This is a genomic window from Halarchaeum sp. P4 (assembly GCF_051195175.1).
Lineage (GTDB): Archaea > Halobacteriota > Halobacteria > Halobacteriales > Halobacteriaceae > Halarchaeum.
This window is the reverse complement of sequence record NZ_JBNTKC010000001.1, coordinates 67,590-85,701: the sequence shown is the minus strand read 5'-3', so window position 1 is coordinate 85,701 and position 18,112 is coordinate 67,590. Positions and strand designations below refer to the sequence as shown.

Annotated in this window: 22 protein-coding genes; 14 read left to right on the top strand and 8 right to left on the bottom strand. The window is 68.2% G+C overall.

All coding sequences use genetic code 11. The features are described 5' to 3' along the window. The first annotated feature begins 70 nt into the window (after positions 1–70). Together ACQUS8_RS00465 and ACQUS8_RS00460 are read left to right on the top strand one after the other, a co-directional pair. The gene (locus ACQUS8_RS00465; protein ID WP_435095294.1) at positions 71–1,375 is read left to right on the top strand and encodes an SGNH/GDSL hydrolase family protein; all 1,305 of its coding nucleotides are present in this window, start codon (positions 71–73) and stop codon (positions 1,373–1,375) included. Between the two features lie 90 nt (positions 1,376–1,465). Beyond that, positions 1,466–1,720, top strand: coding sequence for a hypothetical protein (locus tag ACQUS8_RS00460; protein WP_435095291.1), 255 nt, complete (start codon positions 1,466–1,468; stop codon positions 1,718–1,720). On the opposite strand, the gene ACQUS8_RS00455 is transcribed toward ACQUS8_RS00460, so the two are convergent. After that, the gene (locus ACQUS8_RS00455) at positions 1,721–3,061 is read right to left on the bottom strand and encodes a RimK family alpha-L-glutamate ligase (protein WP_435095288.1); all 1,341 of its coding nucleotides are present in this window, start codon (positions 3,059–3,061) and stop codon (positions 1,721–1,723) included. Positions 3,062–3,195: 134 nt separating this feature from the next. On the opposite strand from ACQUS8_RS00455, the gene ACQUS8_RS00450 reads away from it, so the two are divergent. The 6 genes from ACQUS8_RS00450 (at position 3,196) to ACQUS8_RS00425 (ending at position 8,278) form a co-directional block, all read left to right on the top strand. Next, positions 3,196–4,218 carry a succinylglutamate desuccinylase/aspartoacylase family protein gene (locus ACQUS8_RS00450; protein WP_435095285.1) on the top strand — a complete coding sequence of 341 codons (1,023 nt, stop codon included), beginning with the start codon at positions 3,196–3,198 and terminating at the stop codon, positions 4,216–4,218. A gap of 96 nt (positions 4,219–4,314) precedes the next feature. Further along, positions 4,315–4,713: a succinate dehydrogenase, cytochrome b556 subunit gene (gene sdhC, locus ACQUS8_RS00445; protein WP_435095282.1), complete on the top strand. Its 399-nt coding sequence runs from the start codon at positions 4,315–4,317 to the stop codon at positions 4,711–4,713. A 2-nt stretch (positions 4,714–4,715) separates the two neighbouring features. Continuing rightward, entirely contained in the window at positions 4,716–5,078 is a 363-nt protein-coding gene (locus ACQUS8_RS00440; protein WP_435095280.1) for a succinate dehydrogenase hydrophobic membrane anchor subunit, read from the top strand. 6 nt (positions 5,079–5,084) lie between these two features. Further along, positions 5,085–5,930, top strand: coding sequence for a succinate dehydrogenase/fumarate reductase iron-sulfur subunit (locus ACQUS8_RS00435; protein ID WP_435095277.1), 846 nt, complete (start codon positions 5,085–5,087; stop codon positions 5,928–5,930). 8 nt (positions 5,931–5,938) lie between these two features. Continuing rightward, complete coding sequence (locus ACQUS8_RS00430) at positions 5,939–7,765, top strand: FAD-binding protein (RefSeq protein WP_435095274.1); 1,827 nt, start codon at positions 5,939–5,941, stop codon at positions 7,763–7,765. 48 nt (positions 7,766–7,813) lie between these two features. After that, the gene (locus ACQUS8_RS00425; protein WP_435095271.1) at positions 7,814–8,278 is read left to right on the top strand and encodes a GNAT family N-acetyltransferase; all 465 of its coding nucleotides are present in this window, start codon (positions 7,814–7,816) and stop codon (positions 8,276–8,278) included. On the opposite strand, the gene ACQUS8_RS00420 is transcribed toward ACQUS8_RS00425, so the two are convergent. The 3 genes from ACQUS8_RS00420 to ACQUS8_RS00410 are packed head-to-tail and all read right to left on the bottom strand — an operon-like array spanning position 8,279 to position 10,830. Then, positions 8,279–9,121 (bottom strand): hypothetical protein, encoded by an 843-nt coding sequence (locus ACQUS8_RS00420; RefSeq protein ID WP_435095268.1) that lies wholly within the window; start codon positions 9,119–9,121, stop codon positions 8,279–8,281. Positions 9,122–9,123: 2 nt separating this feature from the next. Next, complete coding sequence (gene priS / locus ACQUS8_RS00415; RefSeq protein WP_435095265.1) at positions 9,124–10,299, bottom strand: DNA primase small subunit PriS; 1,176 nt, start codon at positions 10,297–10,299, stop codon at positions 9,124–9,126. Between the two features lie 51 nt (positions 10,300–10,350). Further along, positions 10,351–10,830, bottom strand: coding sequence for a GNAT family N-acetyltransferase (locus ACQUS8_RS00410; protein ID WP_435095262.1), 480 nt, complete (start codon positions 10,828–10,830; stop codon positions 10,351–10,353). Between the two features lie 93 nt (positions 10,831–10,923). Between ACQUS8_RS00410 and ACQUS8_RS00405 the strand changes: the two genes are divergently transcribed. Genes ACQUS8_RS00405 through ACQUS8_RS00395 form a run of 3 tightly spaced genes read left to right on the top strand, consistent with a single transcriptional unit; the run spans position 10,924 to position 13,616 of the window. Next, the gene (locus tag ACQUS8_RS00405; protein ID WP_435095259.1) at positions 10,924–11,691 is read left to right on the top strand and encodes a DUF502 domain-containing protein; all 768 of its coding nucleotides are present in this window, start codon (positions 10,924–10,926) and stop codon (positions 11,689–11,691) included. Then, positions 11,688–12,107, top strand: a complete 420-nt coding sequence (locus tag ACQUS8_RS00400) for an archease (protein ID WP_435095256.1) — start codon at positions 11,688–11,690, stop codon at positions 12,105–12,107. Before ACQUS8_RS00405 ends, ACQUS8_RS00400 begins: the two co-directional genes overlap by 4 nt. 48 nt (positions 12,108–12,155) lie before the next feature. Beyond that, on the top strand, positions 12,156–13,616 hold the full coding sequence (locus tag ACQUS8_RS00395) for an RtcB family protein (protein ID WP_435095253.1): 1,461 nt from the start codon (positions 12,156–12,158) through the stop codon (positions 13,614–13,616). Between the two features lie 21 nt (positions 13,617–13,637). Here the strand turns inward: ACQUS8_RS00395 and ACQUS8_RS00390 are convergent, their stop codons facing one another. Further along, positions 13,638–14,048: a hypothetical protein gene (locus ACQUS8_RS00390; RefSeq protein ID WP_435095251.1), complete on the bottom strand. Its 411-nt coding sequence runs from the start codon at positions 14,046–14,048 to the stop codon at positions 13,638–13,640. A gap of 36 nt (positions 14,049–14,084) precedes the next feature. Beyond that, positions 14,085–14,282 (bottom strand): hypothetical protein, encoded by a 198-nt coding sequence (locus tag ACQUS8_RS00385; protein ID WP_435095249.1) that lies wholly within the window; start codon positions 14,280–14,282, stop codon positions 14,085–14,087. Positions 14,283–14,365: 83 nt separating this feature from the next. Between ACQUS8_RS00385 and ACQUS8_RS00380 the strand changes: the two genes are divergently transcribed. Further along, the gene (locus ACQUS8_RS00380) at positions 14,366–15,220 is read left to right on the top strand and encodes a translation initiation factor eIF-2B (protein WP_435095247.1); all 855 of its coding nucleotides are present in this window, start codon (positions 14,366–14,368) and stop codon (positions 15,218–15,220) included. Here ACQUS8_RS00380 and trmB read toward each other — a convergent pair whose 3' ends face one another. Next, positions 15,221–16,285, bottom strand: a complete 1,065-nt coding sequence (gene trmB / locus ACQUS8_RS00375) for an HTH-type sugar sensing transcriptional regulator TrmB (RefSeq protein WP_435095245.1) — start codon at positions 16,283–16,285, stop codon at positions 15,221–15,223. Between the two features lie 112 nt (positions 16,286–16,397). Here trmB and ACQUS8_RS00370 point away from each other — a divergent pair, with 112 nt between their 5' ends. After that, entirely contained in the window at positions 16,398–17,303 is a 906-nt protein-coding gene (locus ACQUS8_RS00370) for a mechanosensitive ion channel family protein (protein ID WP_435095243.1), read from the top strand. Here the strand turns inward: ACQUS8_RS00370 and ACQUS8_RS00365 are convergent. Continuing rightward, positions 17,287–17,688: a universal stress protein gene (locus tag ACQUS8_RS00365; RefSeq protein ID WP_435095241.1), complete on the bottom strand. Its 402-nt coding sequence runs from the start codon at positions 17,686–17,688 to the stop codon at positions 17,287–17,289. The genes ACQUS8_RS00370 and ACQUS8_RS00365 overlap by 17 nt on opposite strands. A 90-nt stretch (positions 17,689–17,778) precedes the next feature. On the opposite strand from ACQUS8_RS00365, the gene ACQUS8_RS00360 reads away from it, so the two are divergent. After that, positions 17,779–18,018: a DUF5816 domain-containing protein gene (locus ACQUS8_RS00360; protein ID WP_435095239.1), complete on the top strand. Its 240-nt coding sequence runs from the start codon at positions 17,779–17,781 to the stop codon at positions 18,016–18,018. The last annotated feature ends 94 nt before the right edge of the window (positions 18,019–18,112 follow it).

Sequence of the window (18,112 nt, the reverse complement as noted above, 5' to 3'; positions counted from 1 at the left end):
CCCGGCTAATAAATCTATTCTAGGCCATCTTTAGACAAAATTATTATCCGTTATGTTTATGGCTCAGGCGATGGTCGAACGACGCTCGTTCATCAAGACGGTCGGCGCCGCCACGGGCCTCGGGCTCGTCGGGTCCGGCGCCGCAGCACAGTCCGACGGTGACTCCGACGACGCGAACACAGTCAAGCCGAACGAACGCCTCGTCGGAACGTGGAGCGCGGCACCCGTTCCACCGGCCGACGCCGGGCCGTCGAGCACCGGCTTCTCGGACCAGACGCTCCGACAGGTCGTCCACACGAGCGTCGGCGGCGACGGCGTCCGCATCCGCCTTACCAACCAGTACGGCGACCGGCCGGTCACGTTCGACCGGGTGACGGTCGGCGTCCGCGACGCTGGCGCGAGCGTCGTCCCCGGGACGACCCGGACGCTCACCTTCGGCGGCGAGGAGTCCGTCCTCGTCCCGGCCGGCGCCGAGGCCTACAGCGACCCGGTCCGCCTCGACGTGGCCGCCGACCAGGACCTCCTCGTCAGCCTCTACACGCCCGACGCGACCGGGCCGGCGACGTTCCACCCGCTCGCGCTCCACACCGCCTACGCCGCCGACGGCGACCGTGCCGCCGCCACCGGTGGCGCGGGCTTCTCGAGCGTCGGCCACTCCTGGTTCTTCCTGAAGGGTGTCGACGTCGTCACGCGCGAGAACGTCGGCACCATCGTCGCGCTCGGCGACTCCATCACCGACGGTTTCAACTCGACCGACGGTGCCGACCACACCTGGCCGGACTACCTCGCGCGGCGCCTCACCGAACGCGACGACATCCACCGCTCGGTCGTGAACGCCGGCATCTCCGGGAACCGCGTCCTGCACGACTCGCTCGCCTCCGGGTCGTTCGGGAACAACGCACTCGCCAGACTCGACCACGACGTCCTCGCACAACCCGGCGTTACTGACGTCGTCCTGCTCGAGGGCATCAACGACATCGGTCAGCGGCCGCCCGCGGTCAGCGCCGACGCCATCATCGACGGCCTGCGACAGATTGCCGTCCAACTCCACGCCCGTGGCATCAACGTCTTCGCGGGGACGCTCACGCCGACCTACGGGAGCGGCGACATCTACGGCGACGCCTACGACTCCGCGGCCGGCGAGGCCAAACGCGAAGCCGTCAACGAGTTCATCAGGACGAGCGACGTCTTCGACGGCGTCATCGACTTCGACGCCGCCATCCGCGACCCCGACCGGCCCGACCGGATGCTCCCGAAGTACGATAGCGGCGACCACCTCCACCCCGGCGACGCCGGCTACGAGGCGATGGCGAACGCCGTCGACCTCTCGCTGTTCAAGGGCCGCCGGCACGCCCGCCATCCTCCGACCCAGTAGGCGTCCGCGGTGAAGCCCCTCTTTTAGTGCGACGGGGTGCGTCACCTCGACGTGATGGATGGGAACGTGCGGGACCGGGGGTGTCGGTGAGTGGAGACGTCACTCCTCGTCTACGTGCCCGCCGTCGGTCTCGCCGCCGTCGTCGGTTTCTTCCTCGCCGACGAGTACGAACGGGAACTCCACGGCTGGTACCACCGCGCCCTCGACCTCGTCTGGTTGGGGCGCGCCGTCTTCCTCGCCAGTTGGTTCCTCCTCCTCCGCAAGGAGGGGACGTGGGGGCTCGTCGTCGCCGTCGTCGTCGCCGCCGCCATCGGCGTCTACTGCTACTTCGAGGAGCCGATCTAGCTATTCCTCCTCACGCTCGCCGGCGTCCGCCGCGGGCTCCTCGAAGCGCCGCGTGACGTCCACCTGATAGTGTTCGAGGATGTCGCGCCCGAGCAGGAGCGGGTACTCCATGTGTGAGCGGTCCTCAAGGGAGGCCGCGACGGTGTGGCGGTCGCCGCCGACGCCGACGACGATATCGACGACGGGCCGCGACTTCCCGGACTTCACGCTCCCGGACTTCACCTTCGTCATCGACTTGATGGGGCCGGCGCCGATTTTCGCGGCGAGCGTCGTGTCGATGCTGGTGCGCGACGCGCCGGTGTCGGACTTCGCGACGACGCGCTCGGTGCCGCTCGTCCCCGAGACGAGGACTTCCTCGGTGTAGCCGACGACCTGCCTGGGTTCGACGGACTCCATCGCTTTCCGGGGCATCCCGCTCGGCATCGAGGTGTCGAAGCGTGCGCTGAGCTCCGCGACACGCTCCTCCTCGACGGCGCCGCCGGCTTCCTCGATGGCGAGACGGGCGATGTGGGGCGCGGGGCTGACGCCTGTCGCCTTGAACAGGCCCTTGAAGCCCGCCGTCGGGTTCACCTCGAGGACGAACCAGCCGTCCTCGCCCTCGACGATGTCGACGCCCGCATAGTCGAGGCCGACGACTTCGGCGGACTCCGCGGCCATCTCCGCGACCTCCGCGGGGAGGTCCTCGACGGCCTCCACGCTCCCGCCGAGCGCGACGTTCGTCCGCCAGTCGTTCTCCGGGGCGTAGCGGCGCATCGCCGCCACGACCTCGCCGTTGACGACGTAGACCCGGAGGTCCGCGTGCTTCTCGCCGTCGCGCTCGATGAGGCTCTGCAGGAAGGCGTAGCGCTCCCCGACGACTGGGTTGACCTGCTCCTCGCGGCCCACCTTCCACGTGCCGCCGCCGTGCGTCCCGATGGCCGTCTTGTAGACCGCCTCGTCGCCGAAGCGCCCGCGCGCCTCGTTCAGGTTGTCCGCGTCCAGCGCGAGCAGCGCGTCCGGCACCTGAATGCCCGCCTCGGCGAGCGCCGCCGCCGTCGCGAACTTGTGGAACGCGGTCATGACGTGCTGGGGTTCGTTCAGCGTCGGGCGCAGACTCGACAGCGTGCTCGCGATGCCCAGCAGCTCGCAGGGTTGCTCGGTGTTCGAGAGCAACATCCGGTTCGCGACGACGTCGACGTCGGGCTCGAGGACCGCCTCGCCGCCCTCGACGGAGACGGTCAGGTTCTCCTCCCGGAGCCACACCCCCTCGTGCCCGAGCGCCTCGACGGCGTTCAGGATGGCCTTCGACTCCTTGCTCGTGTGGAGGCTGAGTACACCGACTGTGACGGGCTCCTCGGTCATTGCACCGTAGTCGCGTCGGACGTGCCAAAACGGTGCCGGCCTGCCGGCGCGGTGTGTGGCGCTCGCACGCGCACCTCGGCGTCGCCCGGTGATTCCGCCGCCCCATTTATACGCGCGCCGGCCGGAAGGCGGGTATGGCAGACGGAGCGTTCACCTATCAGGGCGGCCGGGTCGACCCCGGGGAGGCGCAGAACCTCCGGTACTCCATCAGCGAGACGTATCTCGGCGACCCCATCCGGGTGCCCGTCACGATTCTCAACGGCGAGGAACCCGGGCCCACCGTCTTCCTCTCCGCGGCCATCCACGGCGACGAACTGAACGGCATCGAAGTCGTCCGGACCGTCGCGCAGGACTGGCCGCACGGCAACCTCCGGGGCACCCTCGTCTGCCTTCCTGTACTAAACGTCCCCGGCTTCATCGCCCAGCAGCGCTACCTCCCCGTCTACGACCGCGACCTGAACCGGTCGTTCCCCGGGAACGCCGACGGCACGAGTGCGAGCCGGATGGCCGCCCAGCTCTACGAGAACTTCATCGAGCCCTGCGACTACGGCATCGACTTCCACACCTCCACGCGCGGGCGGACCAACATGCTCCACGTCCGCGCCGACATGGACGACCGCGACGTCGCCCGCCTCGCGCGCGCCTTCGGGTCGAACGTCATCATCGACAGCGCCGGCCCCTCCAAGTCGCTCCGCGGCGCCGCCTCCGAGAACGGGACGCCCACCATCACCGTCGAGATGGGCCAAGCCCACCGCTTCGAGCGCGAGTTCATCGACCGGGCGCTCGACGGCGTCGCGTCCGTCCTCGCCGAGTACGATTGCCACCCCGCCGAACCCGTCCGCTGGCCGGGCTGGCGGACCGTCGTCGACCGGAGCGAGAAGACGTGGCTCCGCGCGGACGCCGGCGGCATCGTCGAGATGCTCCACGACCGGGGCGAACTCGTCCGCGAGGGCGACGTCGTCGCCACCATCACCAACCCCTTCAAGACCGAGACGGTGCGCGTCACCGCGCCCTTCGACGGCCTGCTCGTCGGTGTCCTCGAGAACCCCGTCGTCTACCCGGGCAACCCCCTCTGCCACCTCGTCGAACTCGACGAACCGACCATCCGGGCGTACGACCGCGCGCGCAACGATGACCTCCCTGAGCGGCCGCGATAGCGCCGTATTCTGCTGTTTCGGCCGCCGTTCGTGATTCCGTCACAGCGTGCTCGCTTAGAAACTTCTATGTGCGCCCGGTAAGGAGGTGCGAACGGTATGAGTCAGTCGTACGACCGGGGCCTCGTCGAGGACTTCGGCCGGTGGAGGGAGTTCTCCGCCGGTATGTGGGCCTGGGTGTTCCACAAGTTCACCGGATGGGTACTCATCGGGTACCTGTTCACCCACGTCGCCGTACTCAGCTCTGCGCTGAACGGCGCCACCGCCTACACGAACACTCTTCAGGGCCTCGAAGCGCTTGCCGTCGTCCGGGTGCTGGAGGTCGGCCTCCTCGCCGTCGCCGTCTTCCACATCCTCAACGGGATCCGGCTCCTCTTCGTCGACCTCGGAGTCGGTCTCGACCTTGAAACGCAGGAGAAGAGCTTCTACGCGTCGCTGATCCTCACCGGGATCATCGTCGTCGCGAGCGTGCCAGTCTTCATCGAGGGGGCGTTCTAACCATGGCCGAACGCTACTCCTCGTTCAACCGTGGTGGCACGCGCTGGTTCCTCCAGCGCGTCACGGCGGCGTTCCTCGTCGTCACGCTCGCCTTCCACTTCTACCTCCTCCACTTCGTGAACCACGCGCCGGAAATCACCTTCGCGGGGAGCGCCGCCCGCTTCAGCGTCCCAGCGTACTTCATCACGATGGTGCTGTTCCTCGCCGCCGCGACGTTCCACGGCGTGAACGGCGTCTACAACGCCCTCGTCAATCAGGGCGTCACCGGCACGCCGAAGCGCGCCGCGAAGTGGATACTCGCCGTCGCGGGCGTCCTCGTCTTCGTGCAGGGCGTTCGCGTCGCACTCGTCCTCATGGGGGCCTAACACTATATGAGCACACAGACACCTGACACCGACACCGACGAGACGGACCCGCAGGCCGAACGGATGGCTCGCAAGGAAGCGCGCGCCGAGGAGCGCGAGAGCGCGTCCTCCACGCCCGACGTTGGCGAGGACGCGATCACGCTCAAGGTCTTCCGCTACGACCCCGAAATCGCGGAGAAACAGGAACCGCGCTTCGACACGTTCCACGTCCCCCGCGAACCCGGGATCACCGTCCTCGACGCGCTCATCTACGCGCGTGACACGTACGACTCCAGCCTGACCTTCCGGCACTCCTGCCGGCAGGCCGTCTGTGGGTCGGACGCGCTGTTCATCAACGGCTCGCAGCGCCTCGGCTGCCAGACGCAGATCGCGGACCTCGACAACTCCGATACGGTGCGCGTCGAGCCGCTCCCGCACCGCGAAGTGGTCAAGGACCTCGTCGTCGACATGGACCACTTCTACGACCAGATGCATTCCGTCGAGCCCTACTTCTCCCCGACGGAGGAGCCCGAGGGCGAACAGCTGCAGAGCCGCGAGAACCGCGAGAAGATCAAGATGAGCACGCGCTGCATCTGGTGTGGCGCGTGTATGTCCTCCTGTAACATCGCCGCCGGCGACAACCAGTATCTCGGCCCGGCAGCCATCAACAAGGCCTACCGCTTCTACTTCGACGAGCGCGAGGACGACGAGCGCCAGGAGGAGCGCCTGAAGATCATCGAGCAGGAGCACGGCGTCTGGCGCTGTCAGACCCAGTTCTCCTGCACAACGGTCTGTCCGAAGGACATTCCGCTCACCGAGCACATTCAGGAACTGAAGCGCGAAGCCGTCAAGCAGAACCTCAAATTCTGGTGATATAACTAATGTACGAACACGACGTTATCGTCGTCGGTGGCGGCGGCGCGGGTCTCCGCGCGGCCATCGGCGCACACGAAGCCGGCGCGGACGTGGCAATCGTCACGAAGCTCCACCCGGTGCGCTCGCACACGGGCGCCGCCGAGGGGGGTATCAACGCGGCGCTCCGCGAGGGCGACGACTGGGAGCTCCACGCCTACGACACCGTTAAGGGCGGCGACTACCTCACGGACGCGCCCGCCGCGGAGACGCTCGCGCAGGACGCGCCCGACAACGTCGTCCAACTCGAGAACTGGGGGATGCCCTTCAGTCGCGAGGAGGACGGCCGGATGAGCCAGCGCCCCTTCGGCGGCCTCTCCTTCCCCCGCACCACCTATGCGGGCGCCGAGACGGGTCACCACCTCCTCCACACGCTCTACGAGCAGGTCGTCAAGCGAGGCATCACGGTCTACGACGAGTGGTACGTCACCCGCCTCGCTGTCACCGACGAGGACGACCCGAACGACCGCGAATGCTACGGCTGCGTCGCCTGGGACATCCAGACCGGCGAAATCGCCGGCTTCCGCGGGAACGACGGCGTCATCCTCGCCACCGGCGGCGACGGGCAGGTCTTCGACCACACGACGAACGCCGTCGCGAACACCGCCGACGGCGTCGCGATGGCCTACCGTGCGGGCGTCCCCATCGAGGACATGGAGTTCGTCCAGTTCCACCCGACGACGCTTCCCTCCACGGGCGTCCTGATTTCCGAGGGGACCCGCGGCGAGGGCGGTATCCTCTACAACGACGAGGGCGAACGTCTCATGTTCGAGTACGGCTACGCGACGAACGACGGCGAACTCGCCAGCCGCGACGTCGTCTCCCGCGCCGAACTCACCGAAATCAACGCGGGCCGCGGCGTCGAGGACGAATATGTCCACCTCGACATGCGCCACCTCGGCGAGGAGCGCATCATGGACCGCCTCGAGAACATCCTCCACCTCGCGGAGGACTTCGAGGGGGTCGATGGCCTCGAGAAGCCGATGCCGGTCAAGCCCGGGCACCACTACGAGATGGGCGGCATCGAGACGAACGAGAACGGCGAGACCTGTATCGACGGTCTGTACGCCGTCGGCGAGGCCGCCTGCGTCTCCGTCCACGGCTCCAACCGCCTCGGCGGGAACGCCCTCCCCGAACTCATCGTCTTCGGCGCTCGCGCGGGCAAGCACGCCGCCGGCGAGGACGTCGGCGAACCCGAGATTCCGGTCGGCAAGACCGACGAGTCCGAGGGCATCGAGGAGAGTGACGTCGACTTCCCCGTCGAGCCCGGCGCGCTCAGCGCGTCCTCCGCGGTCGTCTCCGGCGACTCCCCCGACGACGTCATCGACAACGCCGTCGACGCCGAGACGCAGCGCATCGAGGAACTCCTCGAGAAGGAGGACGGCGTCAACCACGCCGACGTCCGCTCGAAGATTCAGAAGACGATGACGGACAACGTCAACGTCTTCCGGACCGAGGAGGGCATCGAGGAAGCCCTCGAAGTCATTCGCGAGGCCCGCGAGGAGTACCAGGACGTCTACGTCGCCGACAAGTCCCGGACGTTCAACACCGACCTCCAGCACACCATCGAGACTCGGAACGTCATCGACGTCGCCGAAACCATCGCGATGGGCGCGCTCGCCCGCGAGGAGTTCCGCGGCGCGCACTGGCGCAAGGAACACCAGGAGCGCGACGACGAGGAGTGGCTCAAGCACACCCTCATCTCCTGGAACGACGGCACGCCCGAACTCTGGTACCGCCCGGTCCTCCTCGAGGGCGAGAACCAGACCTACGAGCCCAAAGAGCGCCACTACTGAGCGCGTCCGGCCCGTAAGCCGTTTTTTCGCGACGCCCGTAGCGCGGGCATGGAGATTACGCCGCTACGCGACGTCGACTTCGAGGCCTTCATCGACGAGTTATGGCTCCCCGCCCAGCGGGAGCTCGCGGCGATGACGTCCTACACGCTCGCCGACGACGTCCGCTCGGACGGCGTTTCCTTCCACTGCAAACGCCGCGACGCCGACGGGTTCGCCACCTACGTCGGCCGGCAGGACGGCCGGCTCGTCGCCTACGTGTACGCCGAAGTACAGACGCCGCCGCCCATCTACGAGGAGATACGCGAATGCCACGTCGGCGAACTCTACGTGGACGACGCCGTGCGGCGCCACGGCGCGGCTACGGCGCTGCTCGAGGCCATCGAGGAGTGGGGGCGCGCACACGACTGCGAGCGCCTCGATTTGAACGTCGACGTCCAGAACGAGGCGGCGCGCGTGCTCTACGAGCGCGCCGGCTACCGGGTCGAACGACAGAACATGAAGAAGCCGCTGTAGTCAGTCGAGTTTCTCCGCGGCATCGCGCGCGAGCAGCGGTTCGACGTTCTCCGCGGGGAGGGTGACGACGTCGTCCGCCTCAAGGGTGTACGCGCGCTCGTCGACGCCGAGGATTTCGCCGACGTCCTGCGTGATTCGTACGGTCGAGCGCTCCACCGTGGGCTCGTCCGGTTCGTCGCCGGCGTCGGGGTCTGGGGCCTCGGCGCTCGCCGCCTCGCTCTCCGCGTCCGCCTCGCCCCCGAAGTCGGTGCCGCCGCCCATCGCGGCCGCCGCCGAGGACGGCCCGGAGTCGCTCTCCGTGTCCTCGGCCTGCTCGTCCGGGAGCGGTTCCTCGGGCGGCGGCGTCGGCGCGTCCATTCCGGACGCACGGTCGTTCACGACGTCCGCGGGGTCGGGCGAAGTCTCGCCCTCCGGTGGTGCGTGTGCGTCCGGGCCGGCGGCCGTCGCCGCGTCCGCCTCACCCGCGAGGACGTCGAGGACGCGCGTCTTGTTCGCCTCGATGCGCTCGACGAGGTCCGTGTAGAGCGCGCGCTCCTCCTCGGTGAGACCGGTGGCCTCCGAACCCATGCCCGCCGCCGAGAGGCTCGCCTGCTTGACGATTTTCCCCATTCGGCGCTCGTAGATGGCTTCCGCGACCTGCTCCGCGGTCTCGATTTCGTCGGTGAGCGATTGGACTTCGTCGTCGCCGAAGGGGTCATCGGCGGCGTCCGCGGCCTGCTGGCGCCGCTCGCGCAGTTCCGCGATGTAGTCCGCGACCTCCTGGTAGAAGGAGTCCCGGAGGTCCTGTAGCCCGTCCGACGTCCGTTCGCGCGTCTGCGCCGCGCGGAGTTCTTCGATGTTCATCGTTATTCCGCCGCCTTTTCCGCCCAGCCGCGGGCCATGAGGAAGACGCCCGCGTACTCCGGTAGTGTCTGCTCGCCCGGTTCCACCGTAATGGTTTCGCCGCGGAACCCGAGTTCGTACTCGCGCTCGACGTCCACGCGGATGTCGTGGCCGACGAACGTCTCGGGGACGGCGTCGTCGAGCGGGTCGAACTCCTCGACAGCGTCGCGCTCGATGGGCGTCACTTCGAGGCCGCTCCCGCCGTGGAGCGAGCGCGGGAGGCGGATGAGCCGGTGGGTGTCCGTCGTCACCGGCTCGTCGATGGGGGCCTCCTCCTCGTCGACGACTTCCGCGACGAGTTGGCGCGCGACCGTGAGGAACGCCGGGTGGACGTCGACGTTCCCCGAGCGCACCGCCTCAGTGTTGTTCTGCACGACGTTGAGAATGCTCTCCGCGCGGCCCTCACCGACGCCCTCGAACGTCTGGAGGTGGAGGATGGCGTCCGCCTCGTCCATGTCGAGGAGGTCGTCGACGAACGCGTTGATGTGCTCGACGGCGCGCCGCCCCCAGCCGCCCTCGGCGGGGAGCGTGCGGCGCGTCGTCGGGTTCTGGAGGCCGAGACCGGCGACCGTCTCCTCCGTGATGAGCTCCTCGAACTCGATGCCGTTCCCGCGAACGTAGTCGACGATTTCGCGTCGGTGGTCGCGCTCGAGCGGGAAGACCGCGTCGTCGCGCACGTGGACGTGGTAGCCCCGGCCGCCCGAGAAGACGATGCTGAGGTCCTCGAAGCCGAAGTCGCGTTCGAGGAAGTCGAGGAGCTTCACGAGCGCGTCCTTGCTCTTCGCGAGCATCTCCGCGTAGGTGTCCTCGCCGAGCGTCACTGCGGGCAGGTGGTCGGCGTCGATGTCGAAGACGAGGTCGGAGCCGCGCCAGTCCTTCTCGGCCATCGACGAGGCGCCCGGCGTCTCGTAGTGGCCGGCGGAGAAGTAGACGTGGCGCGGGCGCTTCCGGCGGAGGAAGTCCTCCATGTCCCCGATGTCGAGGAGGTCGCGATGGCGAACCATCGTCTCGTCGGGCCCCTCCGTCCACGGGATGTATCCCCATTCGCGCGCGTCCGCCTCGGGCGGCAGCGCGACGTCAGCGCGCCGGTAATGGTCGCGAAAGCGCCCCCGAAGGTACGCTCGCGTTCGCTCCTCCATGGCTCTCGTAGCGTAGGGCGGGCGGCGGAAAAAGACGTGTCGGTCTGGGCGTCAGCGCCGGAAGTAGTCGGAGAGTTTCTCGCGGATGCCCTCCTTCTCGCCGAGTCGGAGGTAGTAGGCGGCCTCGCCGTCCTCGTAGTAGTTCTCTATCTCGCGAACGATTTCGAAACCGAGGTGTCGGTAGAACTCGAGGGCGTTCTGGTTGGAGACGCGCGCGTGACAGGAGACCGAGTCGGCGTCCTCGGCGACGGCGGCGACGAGGCGCTCGCCGAACCCCTCGCCCTGATAGGCGGGGTCGACGGCGAGAAAGAGTATGTAGCCGTCGTGGCGGGCGGCCGCGAACCCGACGAGGTCGTCCTCGGGGGTGACGTAGGCGTAGACGGTGGCGCGCCGATAGGCGTTCGCGAAGAAGCCCCGACGCTGTCGGAGCAGGCCGTGTTCTTCGCGGATGCGCTCCTTGAGGCCCCACGCGTCCTCGAGCAGGTCGTCGCTCCCGCGGGGGACCACCCGTTTCTCGACCGTGACACTCACTGTCGACTCCTAGCCCGTCACGGAATATAGTTCCACCGTCAGCCCCACCGTGTGCCACAATCCTTTCGGTCACGCCTCGCGGAGTCGTAGGCAATGTCCATCGACGGGTCCCGCGGCGGCCGCGAGCGGATGCAGGCCGCGGGCGAGTCTGTTGTCGCACGGATACGGGAGGCGTTCCTGACCGGTATCGCCGTGATGGTGCCCATCCTCATCACGCTCTACGTCCTCGGTGCGGCGTTCGGCATCTTCACGGACATCCTCGACCCGATGGCGCGCGGCCTCCAGGAGCTGAACGTCGCGCCCCAGCGGCGCTTCATCATCGTCGAGCTGACGGCCGCGCTGTTGCTGATTTCGGTGACGCTCACCGTCGGGTTCATCGCGACGTTCCGCTCCGGGGAGAAGGCCCTCGAGTACTTCGACCTGCTCGTCGAGCGGATTCCGGGGCTGGGCTCGGTCTACACGAGCTTCCGGCAGATGAGCGACGTGATGCTCGAGTCGGACGCCGAGAACTTCCGGAAGGTGGTGCTGGTCGAGTACCCCCAGGACGGCACCTACATGATGGGCTTCGAGACGGTGAAGACGCCGGAACCAATCCGGACCGCGGCGGGCGACGAGAGCCTGCGGACGCTCTTCTTGCCGATGGCGCCGAACCCCGTAATGGGCGGGCACCTAACGCACGTCCCCGAGAGCCGCATCATGGACGTCGACATGACCGTCGAGGAGGGGATGCGCACCGTCATCACCACCGGCGTCGCCGTCGCGGACTCGGAGGAAGCCGAGGGCCTTTCCCGCGAGCAACTCGAACAGCTCGCCGGCGTGAACGTCGCTGAGAACCTCGCGAGCGACGAGGAGGAACGATGAGCCGGACGTTCGAGTTGCGCGAGCACACCGCGGACGTCGCCGTCGAGGCGCGCGCGGAGAGCCTCGGCGGCGTCTTCGCCGCCGTCGCGGACGGGATGGCCGTGGCGATGTGCGACGAGATTCCGGACGCCGACGCCGAGCGCTTCGACGTGACGGCGCGCGCCTCGACGAGGAAACGCCTCCTCTTCGACTACCTCGATGCGCTCATCTACGAGCGCGACGTGCGGGGCGTCCTCCCCGTCGAGCACGAGGCGTCGGTGACCCGTGAGGGTTCGGAGTGGGTGCTGGCGGCGTCCGCGGCCGGGATTCCGCTCGATGAGGTCGCCGCCCGCGACCTGAAGGCGGTGACGTTCTCCGAGATGCGCGTCGAGGAGACGGCGGACGGCTGGGAGGCCTACGTCGTCTTCGACGTCTGAGACGGACGGAACGGTCCTTTTACGACTCCGGCGGCGGAAGGGCGAGGTATGACTACGTTCGACGCCGACGACGTCACCCTCGAGGAAGTCGAGGAGTACGTCTGGGAGATCGCGCAGGAGGACGGCATGGGGACGCCGGCGCGCGTTCTCGCGAGCGAGAGCCTCCTCGAGGAGATTTCGAACGACGACACCCTTGAGCAGATTCGGAACGTCACGCACCTCCCCGGCGTCCAACAGCACGCGCTCTGCATGCCGGACGGCCACCAGGGCTACGGCTTCCCCGTCGGCGGCGTCGCCGCCATCGACGCCGAGGACGGCTGTATCAGCCCCGGCGGCGTCGGCTTCGACATCAACTGCGGCGTCCGGATGGTCCGGACGAACCTGACCTACGACGGCGTCGCGGGCCGCGAGGAGGAACTCGTAGACGCGCTCTTCGATGCCGTTCCGACGGGGCTCGGCGGCGGCGGCGTCCTGAACGGCGACGCGGAGACGATGGGGGGTGCGCTCTCGCGCGGCCTCGACTGGGCGGTCGAGGCGGGATACGCGACTCGCGAGGACATGAAGCACTGCGAGGACGAGGGCTACCGGCCGGACGCCGAGCCCGAGAAAGTCTCGCAGAAGGCCAAGGACCGCGGGCGGAACCAGCTCGGGAGCCTCGGCTCCGGGAACCACTTCCTCGAAGTCCAGCGCGTCACGGACGTCTACCGGGACGACGTCGCGGAGGCGTACGGCCTCGAGGAGGACCAGCTCGTGGTGCTCATCCACTGCGGGTCGCGCGGCCTCGGCCACCAGGTCTGCTCGGACTACCTCCGGCGCATCGAGGAGGAGTACGAGGAGTTCCTCGATGACCTGCCGGACGACAACCTCGCGGCGGCGCCCGCGGGCAGCGAGCTCGCGGAGGACTACTACGGCGCGATGTGTGCGGCCATCAACTTCGCGTGGGTGAACCGCCAGCTCATCACCTATCAGGTCCGCCAGACGTTCGAGGAGGTCTTCGAGACGCCGTGGGAGGAGCTCGGGATGGAACTCCTCTACGACGTCGCGCACAACATCGCGAAGAAGGAAGTCCACGAAATCGACGGCGAGGACACGGAGGTGTACGTCCACCGGAAGGGCGCGACGCGCGCGTTCCCGGCGGGCCACCCCGAGGTCCCGACGGCCTACCGCGACGTCGGCCAGCCGGTCATCATTCCCGGCAGTATGGGCGCGGGGAGCTACGTCCTCCGGGGCGGCGAGCAGTCGATGGAGCGGACGTTCGGCTCGACGGCCCACGGCGCAGGCCGCCTGATGAGTCGGACGCAGGCGAAGCGCGAATATCGCGGCGAGACCGTTCAGTCGGACCTGCAGGAGCACGAGCACGTCTACGTGAAGGCCGAGTCGGGCGCGACCATCGCGGAGGAGGCGCCCGGCGTCTACAAGGACGTCGACGAAGTCGTGCGGGTGAGCGACGAACTCGACATCGGCGACAAGGTGGCGCGCACCTTCCCGGTGCTGAACATCAAGGGGTAGCGCCGGCTTCCGGCGACGCGGTCAGCGACCGCTCGGCCCGCCCGGCCCCGAGGGACCGCTGGGACCGGACGGACCACGGGGGACGCGGCCTTCGGCGAGTTCGACGTACTCGCTCTCCCGGTCGTTCTCCGTGGTGACTTCTTCGCCGTCCTCGTAGCGCACGAAGTTGAGGTAGAACGGCTCGCCACAGCCCTCGGCGTCCGCGTCCTCTCGGTCGTCGGCGTCGGCGGGTGGCTCCCATGCACAGCCGTCGCTCTCGCTGCAGACGAGGCGGACGCCGTCGTAATCGTCGGCCTCGAAGTCCTCGGCGGGCGCGGCGTACGCCCAGCCCTCGAGCGGGTAGGGCGTGACGGACTTGTCATCGAGGTAGGCGTCGCGTTCGAGGACGGCGACGGTCCGACAGCGCGGGCAGTAGTAGCGAACGGCGACCATACGGGAGCGGACGGGCCGAAAACGGTTAGCGTTGGCTCACGCGGAGGCCGCGCCGGCGGCGTCGGCGAGCGCGAGGCGTGCGCGGGCGGCGCTCCGACGCGCGGCGGCGATTCCGTCGCGGGAGAGCCGATAGGTGGTGTGCGCGCCGTCGACGGCCCTGACGGCGACGGTGCGGAGCGGGCCGGCGGTGCGGACGTCGTAGGCGTGCGTCATCGATTCGCTGGAACGCTGCATGCAAATTCCATATAGCGTGTTGGGAAAATAAGTTGCGGCCGTCCGTCGGAAGTTTCAGGGGAACGGGGGGCGCTCTCTCGGGTATGATAGACGAGACCGTCGAGGAGATCGCGGAGATGCAGACACACTCCTCCTCGGCCGTCGCCGTGAAGGCCGCGCGCGCGCTCTCCGAGCTCGGCGGAGAGGAGTTCCCGACCGTCGAGGAGTACGTCCGGGCGCTCGAACGTAACAGCTCCGCCCTCCGGCGGGCGAACCCCTCGCACGCCTCGCTGGTCACCTCCCAGCGCGAAATCGTCGAGGCCGTCGAGACGGCCGACCCCGACACCGTCGAGGAGGCGAAGGCGGTGACCGAGGACGCCATCGAGGCCGTCGTCGAGCGCGTCGAGACGGCGAAACACGAGGCCGCCGAGCGCGTCGCCGAACGCCTCGAAGACGGGATGACGCTCCTCACGCACGACTACTCGACGACGGTGCTGGAGGCCATCGAGACGGCCGCCGAGCGCGGCGCCTACATCGACGTCTACGTCACCGAGGCGCGCCCGCGCTACCTCGGGCGGAAGACGGCACGCACGCTCGCCGGCATCGACCGCGTGAACGCGACGCTCATCGTGGACGGCGCCGCCGGCCACTACATGGACGACCTGGACGAGGTGCTCGTCGGAATGGACTGCGTCGTCGACGGGAACCTCTACAACCGCGTCGGCACCTACCCCATCGCCACCGTCGCGAACGACGCCGGCGTCCCGATGGTCGCCACGGGGTCCTCGGCGAAACTCGTCGAGAAGGGCGGCTTCCGCTTCGAGAACGACTTCCGCTCGCCGAGCGAAGTCATCCTCGAACCGCCGGAGGGCTTCGACGTCGGCAACCCCGCCTACGACGCGACGCCGGTGGAGCTGCTCGACAGAATCGTCACGGACGAGGGCGTCCGCGAGTACTGATTAGTCCGCCGTCGCGGGGGCGTCCCCGCGCGCGACCGTGATTTCGTAGGCCTCGACGTCCTCGTAGGCGGCGACGCGCCCGCCGATGGAGACGACGTCGCCGTCCTCGCTCTCGATGACGAGCGTCGCGACCTCCTCGGATTCGGCGAACTCCGTCTGGACGACGCGCCCGCGCACGACGCGTGTGTCGCCCGTCTCGACGTCGCGGCCCTCGACGGTGGCGTGCAGGTCGCCCTCGAGTTCGCGGAGGTCCTTCACGCAACGCCGGATGGAGGCGTAGCGCCGCGGGAGGTCGGTCTCAGTGGTGTGTTCGAGCAACTCCGTCTCCGCCGTCGTCCAGATGACGGTGCCGAAGAAGCCGAGCACGAGGAAGCCGAGCGCGGAGCGGTTGAAGATGACCGCGTAGCGGTCCGGGTCGGAGGCGATGGCGTCCTGCGTCGCGTAGACGGAGTAGTCACCGTCCGCGACGGCGAGTAAGGGCGTCGTGATACCGCGACGGGCGCGCGCTGTGGTGGCGATTTTGCCGTAGTCGTAGGTGCGCCGGTCGGGAGCGTCGGCGGCGGGCGTGACGACGAGTTCGACGTTCACGCCGCGCTCGCGGGCGGCCTGCAGCTCCTCCTCGAAGCGCCCGACGAGCGACGGCGTGAGCGAGAGCGCGAGTTCGTACTCGGCGGCCTCGATGGTCTCGCGGAAATATCGGAGGATCGTGGTTCGGCTCTTCACGAGCGAGACGGCTTCGGTCTCGCGAGAGGGCGCGGTGTAGAGCGATTCGAGGTCGTCGACGAGGTCGACGAGCGAGGAGCGCAGCGACGAGAACGCCTCCTCGGGGTCGACGGCGACGACCACCATCGGCCGGGACTCGCGGAGTTCGACGAGTCCCCTGTCGGAGAGGCTCCGCACCGTGTCGTAGACGCGGGGTTGGGGGACGTCGGTCTTGTCGGCTATCTCGCTCGCCGTCATCTCGCCGTGTTCGAGGACGGCGAGGTAGGCCGCAATCTCGTACTCGCCGAGGTCGAACCCCTCCCCGACGTGTTCGAGGACGTCGCGGAGGTCGGATTCGCTCATGGTCGAACGTGGGAGACGGCCGGGCTAAAAACCACTCGCTTTGGCAGAAATTATTCGTTTCTCGGCGACCGGAGGACAACGCTTTTCGCAGGGGCCGCCGACGGTTTGGGGTATGCCGTGGCCGACAGGACTCCAGAAGACCATCACGCAGGCCACGCAGTTCGTCCACGATTTCGGCCTCGTCTTCGCGATTCTCGCAATCGTCGCCGGCTGGTACGCCGGGCGCGTCCTCACGGGCGTGCTCGGGCGCCGAGTCGCCCGACGGTTCATGCGCCCGTCGGTGACCCGAACGGTCCTCCGTCTCATCCGGACGGGCACGCTCTTCGTCGGCATCCTCGTCGCGCTCTGGACGCTCGGACTCGGAATCGGGAACCTCTTCGTCTCCGTGACGGTGTTCTCGGCGGTGCTCGGTCTCGTACTCGCACCCATCGTCGGGAGCGTCATCAACGGCATTTTCGTGATTGCCGACCGACCCTACGAGATCGGGGACATGATCGAGTTCACGGACACCGGCCAGCGCGGATTCATCGAGGACATCACACTGCGCTACACGAAGGTGTTCACGCTCGACAACACCTTCCTCGTGATGCCGAACGGCGAGATGCGCGAGATGAACATCGTGAACTACTCCGCGGAGGACGAGCGCACGCGCCTCTCGCTGTCCGTGGAAGTGACCTACGAGAGCGACGTGGAGGCGGCGCGCGCGGCGATGGAGCGTGCGGCGGCCACCTGCGAGGAAGTCATCGAGGGCGGCCCGGACATCCGCATTGGGAGCGCGCGCTACCCGGCGAAGCCGACGTGCTACATCGACGCCCACGCCGACAGCGGCGTCGAGTTGACGCTGCGCTACTGGGCGAAACAGCCCTATCGGCTCCCGGGCATCCGCTCGAACGTCCAGCAGGCGATTCGCGAGGAGTTCGCGACGCGCGACGACGTCGAGTTCGCCTACCCGCACGTCCAGCACGTCTTCGACGAGGAGAGCGGCGAGGCGAACGTGGCACTCAGACGGCGGCAGTGACGAGTTCGCAGTCGAGTTTCTCGCGGAGGTAGGCCTCGATGTCGGGTTCGCCGAGGAGCGAGCGGAGCGCCCTACGCCACCGGGAGACTTGCGCGGTCCCGATGACGACGACGTCGGCGTCGTCGGCGGCGACCTCGTCGAGGATGGTCTCCTCGACGAGGAAGGAGCGCCGGACGACATAGCGCGCGTGCGGGAGTTGGCCGAAGGAACGCTCGACGGCGTGTTTGAGGTCGCTCCACGTGACGTGACGTTCGTCCTGGTAGAGATCGACGTGGAGGACGGTGAGGCCGGCGTCGCGTTCCTCGGCGATGTCGATGGCGGCACGGAGCGTCGCGCGCGAGTGTCTGGTGAGCGGGTAGCGGACCGGCACGACGACGGTAGTCATCACCCGACCTGAGGCGGGCCTCCCGCCTAAGCGTTCCCCACTGCGGACGGTGACGGAAGGGCTAAAGGACGCCTCGTCCCGACTATGGGTATGCGCGAAATCGAGACCGAGGCGGGCGAGACGGTCTACGTCGCCGAGGACGAGGGCGAGCGCGGTGATGAAGGCCCGTTCATGGTCGTCTACCGGACGCCGGACCGCGAGGTCCGCTACGGCTGGTACTGTACGAACTGCGAGTCGATGGACAACGCGATGGACGCGATGGGCCGCATCGAGTGCAACGTCTGCGGGAACTACCGGAAGCCGGACGAGTGGGACGCCGCGCACGAGTAGACGCGGAATCGAAGATTCCGCGGGAACGCGAGCGCTGAACGGGACGAATCCCGAGCACGGTCGCTCCTCTACGCCTCGAGACGCCGAGCGACGG